This window comes from Kitasatospora sp. NPDC058184 (assembly GCF_042883725.1).
Taxonomy (GTDB): Bacteria; Actinomycetota; Actinomycetes; order Streptomycetales; family Streptomycetaceae; genus Kitasatospora.
Genome location: NZ_JBHVVE010000012.1, coordinates 141323 through 158400, shown reverse-complemented (window position 1 = coordinate 158400; position 17078 = coordinate 141323). Strand labels below are relative to the sequence as shown.

The 17078-nt window shown below is 77.1% G+C and carries 2 protein-coding genes; both read left to right on the top strand.

The genetic code is table 11. The annotated features are described in order from the left end of the window. Nucleotides 1–16 precede the first annotated feature (16 nt). Nucleotides 17–11539 carry an SDR family NAD(P)-dependent oxidoreductase gene (locus ACFVXH_RS23440; RefSeq protein WP_387826841.1) on the top strand — a complete coding sequence of 3841 codons (11523 nt, stop codon included), beginning with the start codon at nt 17–19 and terminating at the stop codon, nt 11537–11539. Between the two features lie 142 nt (nt 11540–11681). Continuing rightward, entirely contained in the window at nt 11682–17075 is a 5394-nt protein-coding gene (locus tag ACFVXH_RS23435) for a type I polyketide synthase (RefSeq protein WP_387826838.1), read from the top strand. Nucleotides 17076–17078 lie beyond the last annotated feature (3 nt).

Genomic DNA, 17078 nt, shown 5'->3' with positions numbered 1-17078 from the left:
GCCTGGAAGGTGTGCAATGCCGACGGATGACAAGGTCGTCGATTACCTCAAGAAGGTGACCGCAGACCTGCGGCGGACGCGTCAGCGGGTCCGCGAGCTGGAGGCCGCGGAGCACGAGCCGATCGCGATCGTCGCGATGAGCTGCCGCTTCCCCGGCGACGTCGGGACACCCGAGGAGCTGTGGCGGCTGCTCGCCGACGGCCGTGACGCGGTCGGCGGGTTCCCCGCCGACCGCGGCTGGGACACCGACCGGCTGCTCGGCGGCAACGCCGACGGCACCGGCGCCTCGTACGTCCGCGAGGGCGCGTTCCTGTACGGGGCCTCGCGGTTCGACGCGGGGTTCTTCGGGATCAGCCCGCGCGAGGCGCTGGTCATGGACCCGCAGCAGCGGCTGCTGCTGGAGACCTCCTGGGAGGCCTTCGAGCGGGCCGGCATCGACCCGCGGTCGCTGCGCGGCAGCCGGACCGGCGTCTTCGCCGGCACCAACGGGCAGGACTACGCGGCGCTGGTGACCAGGGCGCCGGAGGCGGCCGAGGGGTACCTGGCGACCGGCATCGGCGCCAGCGTGGTCTCCGGCCGCATCTCCTACACCTTCGGCCTCGAGGGCCCGGCGGTCACCGTGGACACCGCCTGCTCCGCCTCGCTGGTCTCCCTCCACCTCGCCGTCCAGGCGCTCCGCCAGGGCGAGTGCTCGCTCGCCCTGGCGGGCGGGGTCACGGTGATGTCGACCCCGCTGTCCTTCGTGGAGTTCTCCAAGCAGCGCGGGCTCGCCTCGGACGGGCGCTGCAAGGCGTTCGCCGAGGCCGCGGACGGCACCGGCTGGGGCGAGGGCGCCGGCATGCTGCTGCTGGAGCGGCTCTCCGACGCCCGCCGCAACGGGCACCCGGTGCTCGCGGTGGTCCGCGGCAGCGCCGTCAACCAGGACGGCGCGTCCAGCGGTCTGACCGCCCCCAACGGCCCCTCCCAGCAGCGGGTCGTCCGCCAGGCCCTGGAGAACGCCCGGCTCTCCACCACCGACGTGGACGCCGTCGAGGCGCACGGCACCGGCACCCGGCTCGGCGACCCGATCGAGGCCCAGGCCCTGCTGGCCACCTACGGGCAGGACCGCGAACGGCCGCTGCTGCTGGGCTCGGTGAAGTCCAACATCGGCCACACCCAGGCCGCCGCCGGCGTGGCCGGCGTGATGAAGATGGTGCTGGCCATGCGGCACGGTCTGCTGCCGCGGACCCTGCACGTGGACGCGCCGTCCTCGCAGGTGGACTGGTCGGCGGGCGCGGTGGAGCTGCTCACCGAGGCCCGGGAGTGGCCGGAGACCGGCCGCCCGCGCCGGGCCGGTGTCTCCTCCTTCGGCGTCAGCGGCACCAACGCCCACGTCATCCTCGAACAGGCCCCCGAGGAGCAGCCCGCCGACGAGGTGCCCGCCGAGGAGGCTCCCGCACCGGGCGCGCTCCCCTTCCTCCTCTCCGCCAAGACCGACCAGGCCCTGCGCGACCAGGCCCGCCGCCTGCGCGACCACCTGGACACCGAGGCCGCCTCGGCCGACCTCGGCCTCTCCCTCGCCGTCTCCCGCACGCAGTTCGCCCACCGCGCGGCCGTGGTCGCCGCGGACGGCGCCGAACTGGCCGCCGCCCTGGAGGCGTTCGCGGCCGGCGAGGAGCCCGCCCGACTGGTCTCCGGCACGGCCGACGTGACCGGCAAGACCGTCTTCGTCTTCCCCGGCCAGGGCTCGCAGTGGGTCGGGATGGCCGTCGAACTCCTCGACAGCGAGCCGGTGTTCGCCGCGCGGATCACCGAATGCGCCGACGCCCTGGCCGAGTTCACCGACTGGAAGCTGATCGACGTCCTGCGCGGCACCGAGGGCGCACCCGGCTACGACCGGGTGGACGTCGTCCAGCCCGCGCTGTGGGCCGTCATGGTCTCCCTCGCCGCGCTCTGGCAGGCGTACGGCATCGAGCCCGACGCCGTCATCGGCCACTCCCAGGGCGAGATCGCCGCCGCCACCGTCGCCGGCGCGCTCACCCTCCAGGACGGCGCCCGGGTCGTGGCCCTGCGCTCCCAGGCCATCACCGCCATCGCCGGAGCCGGTGGCATGGTCTCCGTCGCCCAGCCCGCCGGGGAGATCGACCTCACCCCCTGGCAGGACCGGATCTCCGTCGCCGCCGTCAACGGCCCCTCCTCCACGGTCGTGGCCGGGGACGCCGACGCCCTGGACGAGCTCCAGGCCGCCCTCGACGCCCGGGGCGTCCACGCCCGCCGCGTCCCCGTCGACTACGCCTCGCACTCCGCCCACGTCGAGCGGATCCAGGACGAGCTGCTCACCCTGCTCGCGCCCGTCGCCCCCCGGACCTCCGAGGTGCCGTTCTACTCGACCGTGGACGACGCCTGGCTGGACACCGTCCGGCTGGACGCCGCGTACTGGTACCGCAACCTGCGCCGGACCGTCCGGCTGGAGGAGGCCGTCCGCGCCCTCGCCGCCGACGGCCACGCCTTCTTCGTCGAGGTCAGCCCGCACCCGGTGCTCGCCTCCGCCGTGCAGGACACCCTGGACGCCACCGAGGCCACCGCCGTCGCGGCCGGCACCCTGCGCCGCGACCACGGCGGCCCCGCCCGGTTCCGTTCGGCGCTCGCCGCCCTGCACGTCCGGGGGCGCACGGTCGACTGGCCGGCCGTCTTCCCCGGCGCGCGGCGGACCGACCTGCCCACCTACCCCTTCCAGCACGAGCGGTACTGGCTGGAGGCCACCGCCTCCAACGGGGACGCCGTCGACCTCGGCCTCGGCTCCGCCGACCACCCGCTGCTCGGCGCCTCGCTCACCCTCGCCGACGACGACGGCCTGCTGCTCACCGGCCGGCTCTCGCTGCGCACCCACCCCTGGCTGGCCGACCACGCCGTGCTCGGCTCGGTCCTGCTGCCGGGCACCGCCTTCCTCGACCTGCTCGTCCACGCGGGCGACCAGGCCGGCTGCGACCGGGTCGACGAACTCACCCTGGAGAGCCCGCTGGTGCTCCCGGAGACCGGCGGGATCGCCCTCCAGGTGCGGGTCGGCCCGGCCGACGAGAGCGGCCGGCGCGAGGTCACCGTCCACTCCCTCCGGGAGGACGCGCCGCTGGACGCGCCCTGGGTCCGGCACGCCAGCGGCTGGCTCGCCCAGGCCGCCGCGCCGGCCGTCGCCGAGGACCTGACGGCGTGGCCGCCGGCCGGCGCCACCGCCGTCGACCTGGACGGCTACTACGAGCGGCTGGCCGCGGGCGGTCTCGGCTACGGCCCGGCATTCCGCGGTCTGCGGGCCGCCTGGCTGGACGGCGACGACATCTACGCCGAGGTCCGGCTGCCCGAGGAGCAGCGCTCCCGGGCCGAGCGCTTCGGGCTGCACCCGGCGCTGCTGGACGCCGCCCTGCACGCGCTGGGCTGCGCCGTGGACGGCGGCGAGGGCCTGAACCTGCTGCCGTTCGCCTGGAGCGGGGTGACCCTGCACGCCTCCGGCGCGGCCGAGCTGCGCGTGCGGCTCAGCCGCACCGGCCGGGACAGCGTCTCGCTGCTGGTCGCCGACCGGTCCGGCGCCCCGGTGGCCACCGCCGACTCCTTCGTGCTGCGCCCGATCGGCGCCGCCGGCACGGCCGCCCGGCCCGCCACCCCCGACTCGCTGTTCCGGATCGACTGGACCGCCGTCCCGCTGCCCGAGGACACCGTCGAGCCGTACCGGACCGACGGCCTGGACGCGCTGCCCGCCGAGGTGCCGGCCACCGTCCTGGTGCCGGTCGACGCGCCGGCCGACGGCGGCACCGCCGAGCAGGCCCGCGCCGTCACCCACCGGGTGCTGAAGCTGCTGCAGGCCTGGCTGGCCGAGGACCGCTTCGCGGGGTCCCGCCTGGTCCTGGCCACCAGCGGCGCCGTCGCCGCCCACCCCGGCGAGGCCGTCACCGCCCTGGCCTGCGCCCCGCTCTGGGGCCTGGTCCGCTCCGCGCAGTCCGAGAACCCGGACCGGATCGTCCTGGTCGACCTGGACGGCACCGCCGCCTCGGCCGCCGCGCTGCCCGCCGCCCTCGCCACCGGAGAGCCCCAACTCGCCCTGCGCGAGGGCACGGTGCTGGCCGCCCGGCTGGCCCGCGCGGCCACCTCCGGCGCGCTCACCCCGCCCGCCGGCGAGCCCTGGCGGCTGGACACCACCGGGCGCGGCACCCTGGACAACCTCGTCCTGGCCGCCTGTCCGGACACCCTGGAGCCGCTCGCCCCCGGCCACGTCCGGGTCGCCCTGCGGGCCGGCGGCCTCAACTTCCGCGACGTGCTCAACGCGCTCGGCATGTACCCCGGCCAGGCCGGCCTGCTCGGCAACGAGGGCGCCGGCGTCGTCCTGGAGGTCGCCGGGGACGTCACCGCGCTCGCCCCCGGCGACCGGGTGATGGGCATGTTCGCCGGCTCCTTCGGCACCACCGCCGTCACCGACCACCGGCTGCTGGTCCGGATCCCCCGCGGCTGGGACTTCACCGAGGCCGCGTCCACCCCGATCGTCTTCCTCACCGCCTACTACGCGCTGAAGGACCTGGCCGGGCTGCGCCCCGGCGAGTCCGTCCTGGTGCACGCCGCCGCCGGCGGCGTGGGCATGGCCGCCGTCCAGCTCGCCCGCCACCTGGGCGCCGAGGTGTACGGCACCGCCAGCCAGGGCAAGTGGGACGCGCTGCGGCCGCTCGGCCTGGACGACGCCCACCTGGCCGGCTCCCGCACGCTGGACTTCGGCCGCGAGTTCCTGGCGGCCACCGGCGGGCGCGGCGTGGACGTCGTGCTCAACGCCCTCGCCGGGGAGTTCGTCGACACCTCGCTCGGCCTGCTGCCCCGCGGCGGCCGGTTCGTCGAGATGGGCAAGACCGACATCCGGGACGCCGAGGAGGTCGCCGACCGGCACCCCGGCGTCGCCTACCGCGCCTTCGAGCTGTTCGAGGCCGGCCCGGAGCGGATCGCCGCGATGCTCGCCGAGCTGGTCGACCTGTTCGAGGCCGGCGTGCTGCGGCCGCTGCCGATCACCACCTGGGACGTCCGCCGCTCGGTCGACGCCTTCCGGTACGTCAGCCAGGCCCGGCACACCGGCAAGGTCGTGCTGACCGTGCCGCCCGCCCCCGACCCGGACGGCACCCTGCTGATCACCGGCGGCACCGGCACCCTCGGCGCCCTGCTCGCCCGCCACCTGGTCACCGAGCACGGCGTCCGCCACCTGCTGCTCACCAGCCGGACCGGCCCCGACGCCCCCGGCGCGGCCGGACTCACCGCCGAACTCCGCGCCCTCGGCGCCACCGTGACCGTCGCCGCCTGCGACGCCGCCGACCGCGACCGGCTGGCCGCCGTCCTCGCGGACATCCCCGCCGCGCACCCGCTCACCGGCGTGGTGCACACCGCCGGGGTGCTCGACGACGGCGTGATCGGCTCGCTCACCCCGGAGCGGATCGACGCGGTGCTGCGGCCCAAGGTCGACGGCGCGCTCAACCTGCACGAGCTGACGCTCGACCGGGACCTGGCCTGCTTCGTCCTGTTCTCCTCCGCCGCCGGTGTGCTCGGCGGCGCGGGCCAGGGCGGCTACGCCGCCGCCAACACCTTCCTGGACGCCCTCGCCCAGCACCGCCGGGCCCGCGGCCTGGCCGGCTCCGCACTCGCCTGGGGCCTGTGGGAGCAGCGCAGCAGCATGACCGGGCACCTGGACGCCCGGGACGTCGAGCGGATGAGCGAGGGCGGCATGACCCCGCTCGGCTCGGAGCTCGGCATGGCCCTGTACGACGCGGCCGCCCTGCTGGACGAGCCGCTGCTGCTGCCCGCCGACCTCGACCTGTCCGCCCGGCGCGGCCGGGGCCCCGTCCCGGCGCTGCTGCGCGGCCTGCTCCGGGCCCCGGCCCGGCGCAAGGCCGAGGCGGTGTCCGGGCCGAGCGGCTCGGCGCTGACCCGCAGGCTGGCCGCCCTCCCCGAGGCGGACCGTACGGAGCTGCTGCTGGACCTGGTCCGCGGCCACGCGGCCTCGGTGCTCGGGCACGGCTCGGCGGAGGCGATCGACGCGGACCGCGCGTTCAAGGACCTCGGCTTCGACTCGCTGACGGCGGTGGAGCTGCGCAACCGGCTCGGCACCGCGACCGGGCTGCGCCTGCCCGCCACCCTGGTCTTCGACCATCCGAGCCCGACCGCGCTCGGCCGCCACCTGCGCGCCCGGCTGCTCGACGAGCAGGCCCCGGCGACCGCGGGACCGGCCGCGGCCACCGGCGCGACGGCCCGGGACGGCGACCAGGACACCATCGCGATCGTCGCGATGGGCTGCCGCTACCCCGGCGGGGTCGGCTCGCCCGAGGACCTGTGGCGGCTGCTGCGGGCCGGCGGCGACGCGCTGACCGGCTTCCCGGCCGACCGCGGCTGGGAGCCCGGCGGCCAGGGCGGGTTCCTGCACGACGCGGCCGAGTTCGACGCGGCCTTCTTCGGGATCAGCCCGCGCGAGGCGCTCGCCATGGACCCGCAGCAGCGGCTGCTGCTGGAGACCTCCTGGGAGGCCTTCGAGCGGGCCGGCATCGACCCGGCCTCGGTGCACGGCACCCGGGTCGGCGTGTTCACCGGCACCAGCGGCCAGGACTACGCCTCGCGGCTGCGCCGCGTCCCCGGCGAGGTCGAGGGCTACCTGGGCAACGGCAGCGCGGCCAGCGTGATCTCCGGCCGGGTGGCGTACACCTTCGGGCTCGAAGGCCCGGCGATCACCGTGGACACCGCCTGCTCCTCCTCGCTGGTGGCGCTGCACCTGGCGGCGGCCGCGCTGCGCCGCGGCGAGTGCGACCTGGCGCTGGCCGGCGGTGTGGCCGTGATGTCGACGCCCGGCCTGTTCGCCGAGTTCGACCGCCAGGGCGGCATGTCGGCGGACGGCCGCTGCAAGGCCTTCGCCGCCTCCGCCGACGGTACGGGCTTCGCCGAGGGCGTGGGCGTGCTGCTGGTCGAGCGACTGTCGGACGCCCGCCGCAACGGGCACCCGGTGCTGGCGGTCGTCCGGGCCACCGCGATCAACCAGGACGGCGCCTCCAACGGCCTCACCGCGCCCAACGGACCCGCCCAGGAGCGGGTGATCCGCGAGGCGCTGGCCGCCGCCGGCCTGGCTCCGGCCGAGGTCGACGCCGTCGAGGCGCACGGCACCGGCACCCGGCTCGGCGACCCGATCGAGGCCAACGCCCTGCTCGCCACCTACGGCCAGGGCCGCGAACTGCCGCTCCATCTGGGCTCGTTGAAGTCCAACATCGGGCACTCCCAGGCCGCGGCCGGGGTCGGCGGCATCATCAAGATGGTGCTGGCCATGCACCACGGGGTGCTCCCCCGCACCCTGCACGTGGACGATCCCACCCCGCACGTCGACTGGACGGCCGGATCGGTCGAGCTGCTCACCGAGGAGCGGGAGTGGCCGCAGACCGGCCGCCCGCGCCGGGCCGGCGTCTCCTCCTTCGGGATCAGCGGCACCAACGCCCACGTCATCGTCGAGCAGGCCCCCGAGGAGCAGCCCCCGCCGGCCGCCCCGACCGGGCACGGCGCCCTGCCGTTCCTCCTCTCGGCCCGCTCCGAGCAGGCGCTTTCCGCCCAGGCCGAGCGGCTGGCCGCCTTCCTGGCCGAGCGCCCGGAGGCCGTCCTGCCGGACCTCGCCCACTCGCTGACCGCCGCCCGGGCGGCGCTGCCGCACCGCGGCGCGGTGGTCGCCCGGGACCGCGAGGGCCTGCTGGACGGCCTGGCGGCCCTGGCCGCCGGCCGCGGCCCGCGCGGCACCGCCGCGACCGGGAAGACCGCCTTCCTCTTCACCGGCCAGGGCGCCCAACGCCCCGGCATGGGCCGGGAGTTGTACGACACCTACCCGGAGTTCGCGAACGCCTTCGACGCCGTCTGCGCCGAGCTGGACCGGCACCTGGAGCGGCCGCTGCGCGAGGTGGTGTTCCAGCAGGGCGAGCTGCTCGACCGGACCGGCTGGACCCAGCCCGCCCTGTTCGCCGTCGAGGTCGCCCTCTACCGCCTGGTCGAATCCTTCGGCGCGCGGCCGGACTTCGTCACCGGCCACTCGGTCGGCGAACTGGCCGCGGCCCACGTCGCCGGGGTGCTGTCGCTGGCCGACGCGGCCGCGCTGGTCGCCGCCCGCGGCCGACTGATGGAGCAACTGCCCGCCGGCGGTGCGATGGTGGCGGTCCGCGCCACCGAGGAGGAGGTCCGGCCGCTGCTCACCGGGCAGGTCTCGCTGGCCGCGGTGAACGGCCCCGAGGCCGTGGTGATCGCCGGGCCGGAGGAGCCGGTGCTGGCCGTCGCCGCCGCGCTCGCCGAGCGCGGGCGCAGCACCCGGCGGCTGCGGGTCAGCCACGCCTTCCACTCCCCGCTGATGGACCCGATGCTGGCGGAGTTCCGCGCCGTCGCCGAGTCGCTGACCTACCACCAGCCGCGGATCCCGCTGCCGGCCGAGGCCACCGACCCCGAGTACTGGGTGCGGCACGTCCGCGAGGCCGTCCGCTTCCACGACACGCTGCTCGCGCTCGCCGAGCGGGGCGTCACCACCTTCCTGGAGCTGGGCCCGGACGCGGTGCTCACCGCGGCCGGCCGGGAGAGCCTGCCCGGCTCCGGGTTCGCGCTGATCGCCGCCCAGCGCCGGGACCGGCCCGAGGAGCAGTCCCTGGTCGAGGCGCTGGCCGCGCTGCGGCTGCGCGGCGCCGCGGTCGACTGGTCGCGGCTGCTGCCCGGCGCCCGCCGGACCGAGCTGCCCACCTACGCCTTCCAGCGCGAGCGGTACTGGCTGGAGGACGACGGGGGCCCGGTCGGCCTGGCCGGGGCCGGACTCGGCTCGCCGGAGCACCCGATGCTCGGCGCGATGGCCGAACTGGCCGACGGCACGGGCTTCCTGTTCACCGGTTCGCTCTCCGAGCGGACCCACCCGTGGATCGCCGAGCACGGGGTGATGGGCCGCACCGTCGTCCCCGGCGTCGCCTACGCCGAGCTGGCCCTGCACGCCGCCGAGCAGGTGGGCTGCGACCGGGTCGAGGAGATCACCCACCTCGCGCCGCTGGTCCTGCCGCGCACCGGCAGCGTGCTGCTCCAGCTGCGGGTCGGCCCGGCCGACGCCGCGGGCCGGCGCCCGCTGGCCGTGCACTCGCGGCCGGAGGACGCCCCCGAGGGCGAGTGGACCCACCACGCCGACGCCGTGCTCGGCACCGGCGCCGGCGCCCCGGACTTCGACCTCCGGGCCTGGCCGCCGGCCGGCGCGGAGCAGGTCGACCTGACCGGCTTCTACCGGCGGGCCACCGAGACCGGCTTCGCCTACGGGCCGCTGTTCGCCGGCCTGACGGCGCTCTGGCGGCGCGGGGACGAGGTCTTCGCCGAGGTCGCACTGCCCGAGGAGGGCCGTACGGCGGCCGCCCGGTTCGGCATCCACCCCGGCATGTTCGACGCGGTGCTCCAGGCGATGGCCGCCTCCACCCTGCTGGAGCGGATCTCCACCGACGAGGCCCCGCACGGCCGGCTGCCCTTCGCCTGGACGGGCGTCGAGCTGTACGCCTCCGGCGCCGCCGCCGTCCGGGCCCGGCTCACCCCGGCCCGCACCGGCGGGGTGGCCTTCGCCATCGCCGACGCCACCGGTGCGCCGGTCGCCTCGGTGGAGTCCCTGGTGATGCGCCCGGTCTCGCCGGAGGCGATCACCGGGGCCGGTACGGGCGGCCGGGACGCGCTCTACCGGGTCGAGCCGGCCGAGCTGCGGCTCCCGGCGGCCCCGGCCACGGCCGACTGGGCCGTGCTCGGCGAGCCGGCCTTCGGCCTGCCGGGCCGGCCGGACCTGGCCGCCTTCGGCGCGGCCGCCCCGCACACCGTCCTGGTGCCCTGGACGGCCGGGGGCGAGGGCCCGCTCGCCGAGCGGGTGCACGCCGCCACCGGCCGGGCGCTGACCCTCCTCCAGGAGTGGCTCGCCGACCAGCGGTTCGCCGACTCCCGGCTGGTGTTCGTCACCCGGCACGCGGCCGGGGCCGACCTCCGGGACCTCGCGCACGCCCCGCTCTGGGGCCTGGTCCGCTCGGCCCAGGCCGAGCACCCCGGCCGGTTCGTCCTGGTCGACCTGGACGGGGACGAGGCCTCCGCCGCCGTCCTGCCCGCCGCGCTGGCCACCGACGAGCCCCAGCTGGTCGTCCGCCGGGGCACGGTCTCCGCGCCCCGGCTGGCCCGGGCCGGCGCCGGCGCCGACGCGACCGACGACGCCACCGCCCCGGCCCTGCGCCCGGACGGCACGGTCCTGGTCACCGGAGCCACCGGTGCGCTCGGCCGGCTGGTCGCCCGCCACCTGGTCACCGCGCACGGCGTCCGCCGCCTGCTGCTCACCAGCCGCGGCGGCCCCCGGGCCGAGGGCGCGGACGAGCTCACCGCCGCACTCACCGCGCTCGGCGCCGAGGTCACCCTCGCCGCCTGCGACGCGGCCGACCGGACGGCCCTGGCGGCGCTGCTCTCCGCGCACGACGTCACCGCCGTGGTGCACACCGCCGGGGTGCTCGACGACGGCGTGCTCGACGCGCTCACCCCCGAGCGGGTCGCCACCGTCCTGCGCCCCAAGGTCGACGGCGCGGTCAACCTGCACGAGCTGACGGCCGACCGGGACCTGGACGCCTTCGTCCTGTTCTCCTCCGTCGCCGGGGTGCTCGGCGCCGCCGGACAGGCCGGCTACGCCGCCGCCAACACCTTCCTGGACGCGCTCGCCCGCAGCCGCCGCGCCGACGGCCTGCCGGGCACCGCGATCGCCTGGGGCCCGTGGCAGCTCGACGACCTGGCGCACGCCGGCATGGCGGGCGGGCTCGGCAGGGCCGACCTCGGCCGGCTGGCCCGCGGCGGGATGGCGCCGCTCCAGGCGGAGCAGGGCCTGGAGCTGTTCGACGCCGCCCGGTCCGGCGCCGACCCGCTGGCCGTCGCGGTCCGGCTGAACCCGGCCGCCTTCCGGGGCGGCGAGGTGCCGCCGATGCTGCGCGGCCTGGTCCGCGCCACCGGCCGGCGGGCCGCCGAGACCGGCGCCGGCCAGGACCCGGCCCGCCGGATCGCCGGCCTCACCGGGGAGCACCGGACCCGGGCCCTGCTCGACCTGGTGCGCACCCAGGTGGCCGACGTACTCGGACACGCCTCGGCGGAGTCCGTTCAGGCCACCCGGGCGTTCAAGGAGATCGGCTTCGACTCGCTGACCGCCGTGGAGCTGCGCAGCCGGCTGCACGAGGCGACCGGGCTGCGGCTGCCGGCCACCCTGGTGTTCGACTACCCGACCCCGGCCGCGCTGGCCGGCTTCCTCGACGGGCGGCTGCCCCGGGAGGGAGCACCGCGGGAGGAGCCCGTCCTCGCCGAGCTGGACCGGCTGGAGGCCGCCCTGGAGCGGCGGCTGGCGGACGGCCACGCGCTCGACGGCCTGTCGCCGCGCCTGCGGGCCCTGCTCGACCGCCTGGACGGCCCGGCCGCCTCCGCGGCCGGCCTGGCCGGGGACGACAGCGACCTCGACGCCGCCTCCGACGACGAGCTCTTCGCCCTCGTCGACTCCCTGGACTGATCCAGGAACCCCCCGCGCCGCCGGGCCGGCCCCCTCCGGGGCACGGCCCGGCGGCCCCGGACACGCCCGGACGCGGCCGCGCCCCGCCCCGGAGCCGGACGACCCCGGCAGCCACCACTCCGCCGCAGGAAAGTGATCTGAGATGGCCAACGAAGACCAGCTTCGCGAGTACCTCAAGCGGGCGGTGGCCGATACCCGTAAGGCCCACCGGCGGCTCAAGGAGCTCGAGGACGAGCGCCACGAGCCGATCGCGATCATCGGCATGGCCTGCCGCTTCCCCGGCGGCGTGCGCAGCCCCGAGGGGCTGTGGCGGCTCCTGGTCGACGAGGCCGACGCGATCTCCGAGTTCCCGACCGACCGCGGCTGGGACCTCGACTCGGTGTACGACCCCGACCCGGGCGCCGCCGGCACCAGCTACACCCGCCACGGCGGCTTCCTGGACGGCGCGGCCGGCTTCGACGCGGGCTTCTTCGGCATCAGCCCCAACGAGGCGCTGGCGATGGACCCGCAGCAGCGGCTGCTGCTGGAGACCTCCTGGGAGGCCGTGGAACGCGCGGGCATCGACCCGCAGTCGCTGGCCGGCGGCCGGACCGGCGTCTTCGTCGGCACCACCTCGCAGCTGTACGGCACCGGTTCGGACATCCCGGAGGGCGTGGACCTGTACCTGGGCACCGGCACCACCTCCAGCGTCACCTCCGGCCGGATCGCCTACCACTTCGGCCTGGAGGGCCCGGCGGTCTCGGTCGACACCGCCTGCTCCTCCTCGCTGGTCGCACTGCACTGGGCCGCCCGCTCGCTGCGCCAGGGCGAGTGCACCACCGCACTGGCCGGCGGCGTGACGGTGATGTCCAACCCCGGCATGTTCGTGCTGTTCAGCCAGCAGAAGGGGCTGGCCCCGGACGGCCGCTGCAAGGCCTTCGCGGGCGCCGCCGACGGCACCGCGTGGAGCGAGGGCGTCGGCATGCTGATGCTGGAGCGGCTCTCCGACGCGCGCCGCAACGGGCACCGGGTGCTCGGCGTGATCCGCGGCAGCGCCGTCAACCAGGACGGTGCCTCCAACGGCCTGACCGCCCCCAACGGCCCCTCCCAGCAGCGGGTGATCCGGCACGCGCTGGCCGACGCCCGGCTGGCGGCGGCCGAGGTCGACGTGGTGGAGGCGCACGGCACCGGCACCACCCTCGGCGACCCGATCGAGGCCCAGGCGCTGCTCGCCACCTACGGCCAGGAGCGCGAACTCCCGCTGCTGCTGGGCTCGGTGAAGTCCAACATCGGCCACACCCAGTGCGCCGCGGGCGTGGCCGGGGTGATCAAGACGGTGCTGGCCATGCAGCACGGCGTGCTGCCCCGCACCCTGCACGTGGACCAGCCGACCCCGCACGTGGACTGGACGGCCGGGTCGGTCGACCTGCTCACCGAGGCGCGCGCCTGGCCGGAGACCGGCCGCCCGCGCCGGGCCGGCGTCTCCTCCTTCGGCGTCAGCGGCACCAACGCCCACGTCGTACTGGAGCAGGCCCCGCCGGTCGAGGCCCCGTCGGACGAGGCTCCTGAGCCGTCGAGCGCGCCGACCGGCCCGGTTCCGCTGGCCTTCTCCGCCAAGAGCCCGGCCGCGCTCCGGGACCAGGGCGCGCGGCTGCGCGAGCTGCTCGCCGCCGACCCGGCGCTCGTCCCCGCCGACCTCGCCGCCTCGCTGGCCTCGTCCCGCTCCGACTTCGCCCACCGCGCGGCGGTGGTCGGCGCCACCACCGCCGAACTCCACGACGCCCTCGGGGACTTCGACTCCGGCACGGCGGACGTCACCGGCCGGACGGTGTTCGTGTTCCCCGGGCAGGGCTCGCAGTGGGTCGGGATGGCCGTCGAACTCCTCGACAGCGAGCCGGTGTTCGCCGCCCTGATCACCGAATGCGCCGACGCCCTCGCCGAGTTCACCGACTGGAACCTGATCGACGTCCTGCGCGGCGCCGAGGGCGCACCCGGCTACGACCGGGTCGACGTCGTCCAACCCGCCCTCTGGGCCGTCATGGTCTCCCTCGCCGCCCTCTGGCAGGCGTACGGAATCCACCCCGACGCCGTCATCGGCCACTCCCAGGGCGAGATCGCCGCCGCCACCGTCGCCGGCGCCCTCACCCTCCAGGACGGCGCCCGCGTCGTCGCCCTGCGCTCCCAGGCCATCACCGCCATCGCCGGAAACGGCGGCATGGTCTCCATCGCCCAACCCGCCCAGGACATCGACCTCACCCCCTGGCACGACCGCATCTCCATCGCCGCCGTCAACGGCCCCAGCTCCACCGTCGTCGCCGGGGACGCCGACGCCCTCGACGAACTCGTCGAACGCTTCACCACCGACGGCATCCGCGTCCGCCGCGTCCCCGTCGACTACGCCTCCCACTCCGCCCACGTCGAGCGGATCCAGGACGACCTGCTCACCGCCCTGGCCGACCTGCGCCCCCGGCCCCCGAAGGTCCCGTTCTGGTCCACCCTGGACAGCCGCTGGACCGACACCGCCGCCTTCGACGCCGCGTACTGGTACCGCAACCTGCGCCACCCGGTGCAGCTGGAGGCCGCCGTCCGCGCCCTGCTCGCCGAGGGCTTCACCACCTTCGTCGAGATCAGCCCCCACCCCGTCCTCACCCCCGGACTCCAGGAGACCCTGGACGAGGCGACCGCCCCCACCGTCGCCTGCGGCACGCTCCGCCGCGACCAGGGCGGGCTCGCCCGCTTCCTGGCCTCCGCCGCCGAACTCTGGGTGCGCGGCGTGGCGGTGGACCTCTCCGGCCGCTCGGCCGGCGCCCGCCCGGTCGACCTGCCCACCTACCCCTTCCAGCACGAGCGGTACTGGCTGGAGCCCTCCTCCGGCACCGGGGACGTCACCGCCGCCGGTCTCGGCGCCACCGACCACCCGCTGCTCGGCGCGGCCCTGCCGCTGGCCGAGGGCGACGGGGTGGTGCTCACCGGCCTGCTGTCCCTGCGCAGTCACCCGTGGCTGGCCGACCACGCCGTCTCCGGCACCGTCCTGCTGCCCGGTACGGCCTTCGTGGAGCTGGCCGTCCGCGCCGGTGACGAAGTCGGCTGCGGCCTGGTCGAGGACCTGGCCATCGAGGTCCCGCTGATCCTCCCCGAGCGCGGCGCCGTCGTCCTGCAGGCCGTGGTCGGCGCGGCCGACGAGTCCGGCCTGCGGCCGGTGGCCGTCTACGGCCGCCCCCAGGACGCCCCGCACGGCGAGCCGTGGACCCGGCACGCCGGCGGTCTGCTCGCCGCCGACAACGCCCAGCCTCCCGCCGAGAGCGGGCCCTGGCCGCCGGCCGGCGCCGCCCCCGTCGACCTGGACGGCTTCTACGACCGGCTGGAGCAGGCCGGTTACGGCTACGGCCCGGTGTTCCGGGGCCTGACCCGGGCCTGGCGGCTCGGCGAGCAGGTGCACACCGAGGTCCGGCTGCCGCGGCAGGCGCACGCCGACGCGGACCGCTTCGGCCTGCACCCCGCGCTGATGGACGCCGCCCTGCACGGCATGGGGCTGGCCCGCCGGGAGGGCGCGGCCGAGGGCAACGGCCTGCCGTTCGCCTGGAGCGGCGTCCGTCTGCACGGCACCGGCGCCACGGCGCTGCGCGTGACGGTCTCCCCCACCGGGCCGGACTCGGTGTCGCTGGCCCTGTTCGACGAGACCGGCGCCCCGGTCGCCTCGGTGGCCTCGCTGGCCGTCCGGACGATCTCCGCCGGTCAGCTGCGGGCCGCCCGGCGCGGGCAGCGGGACGCGCTCTTCCGGGTCGAGTGGGCCCGGGTCGCGCCGGGCGACGGCGGGCGGGCCGAGCGCTGGGCGGTGCTCGGCGACGACCGGGCCGTCCCCGGGCTCCGGCTGGACGGCCTGGCCGGACTCGACCACCTGGACTCCCTGGCCGGGGCCGCCGGCGGGCCGGAGGTCCTGCTCCTGCCCGCGCCGCCGGCCGACGGCGGGTCCCCGGCGGACGCCCACCGGGTGACCGGTGAAGTCCTCGGCCTGCTCCAGGAGTTCCTCGCCGACGAGCGGTTCGCCGGGACGCGGCTGGCCGTGCTGACCGGGGGCGCGGTCGCCGCCGCCCCCGGCGACCCGGTGCCCGGCCTGGTCCACGCCCCGCTCTGGGGCCTGCTCCGCTCCGCGCAGGCGGAGCACCCCGACCGGTTCGTCCTGGTCGACCTCGACGGCACCGCCGACGCGGCCGCCACCCTGCCCGCCGCGCTGGCCAGCGGCGAGCCGCAACTGGCCGTCCGAGAGGGCGAGTTGTTCGCCCCCCGGCTGGTCCGGGCCACCCCGACCGCCGACCTCCGTCCGCTCGACCCGGCCGGAACGGTGCTGGTCACCGGCGGCACCGGCACCCTCGGCGCCCTGCTCGCCCGCCACCTCGTCACCGACCACGGCGCCCGCCACCTGCTGCTCACCAGCCGCAGCGGCCCCGACGCCCCCGGCGCCGCCGAGCTCACCACCGAACTCACCGCCCTCGGCGCCACCGTCACCGTCACCGCCTGCGACACCGCCGACCGCGACCGACTCGCCGCACTGCTCGCCGACATCCCCACCGACCACCCCCTCACCGCCGTCGTCCACACCGCCGGCGTCCTCGACGACGCCGTGGTCGAGACCCTGACGCCCGAGGCCCTCGCCCGGGTGCTGCGGCCCAAGCTCGACGCCGCCGCGCACCTGGACGAGCTGACCGCGGAGCTGGACCTGGCCGCCTTCGTCCTGTTCTCCTCCGCCGCCGCCACCTTCAGCAGCCCCGGCCAGGGCAACTACGCCGCCGCCAACGCCTACCTGGACTCGCTCGCGGCCCGCCGCCGGGCGGCCGGGCGGCCCGCGCAGTCGCTGGCCTGGGGCCTGTGGGCGCAGCCCAGCGGCATGACCGGCCACCTGGGCGAGGCCGAGCTGGAGCGGATGAGCCGGGGCGGCACGGTGCCGCTGTCCGAGCGGGACGGGCTCGCCCTGTTCGACGAGGCGCTGGCCGTCCCCGCCCCACTGGTGGTGCCGGCCGCGCTCGACCTCGCGGTGCTGCGCGGGCGGACCCCGGTGCCGCACCTGCTGCGCGCGCTGGTCCGGCCAGCCGCGCGGCGCGCCGCCCGGTCCCGTACCGGGGAGGACGGCGGCCGGCTGGCCGAACGGCTGGCCGCGCTCTCCGGGGCCGACCGCCGCCGTGCCGCGCTCGACCTGGTCCGGGCGCAGATCGCCGGGGTGCTCGGGCACTCCTCGGCCGAGCAGGTCGATCCCGAACTCCCGTTCAGCAAGCTCGGGTTCGACTCGGTGACGGCCGTGGAGCTGCGCAACCGGCTCTACCAGGCCTCCGGTCTGCGGCTGCCCGCGACGGCGGTCTTCGACTACCCGACGGCCGGCGCGCTGGCCGAGCGGATGCGGGCGCTGCTGCTGCCCGAGGCGGAGGCCGACGGCGGCACCGACGGCGGCACCGCCGAGGAGCAGGCCGCCGAGGAGGCCCGGGCGGCCGAGATCGACGGCATGGACATCACGGACCTGGTCGAACTGGCGCTGGGCACCTCGGTGGACCCCGCAGGCGTCTGAGGA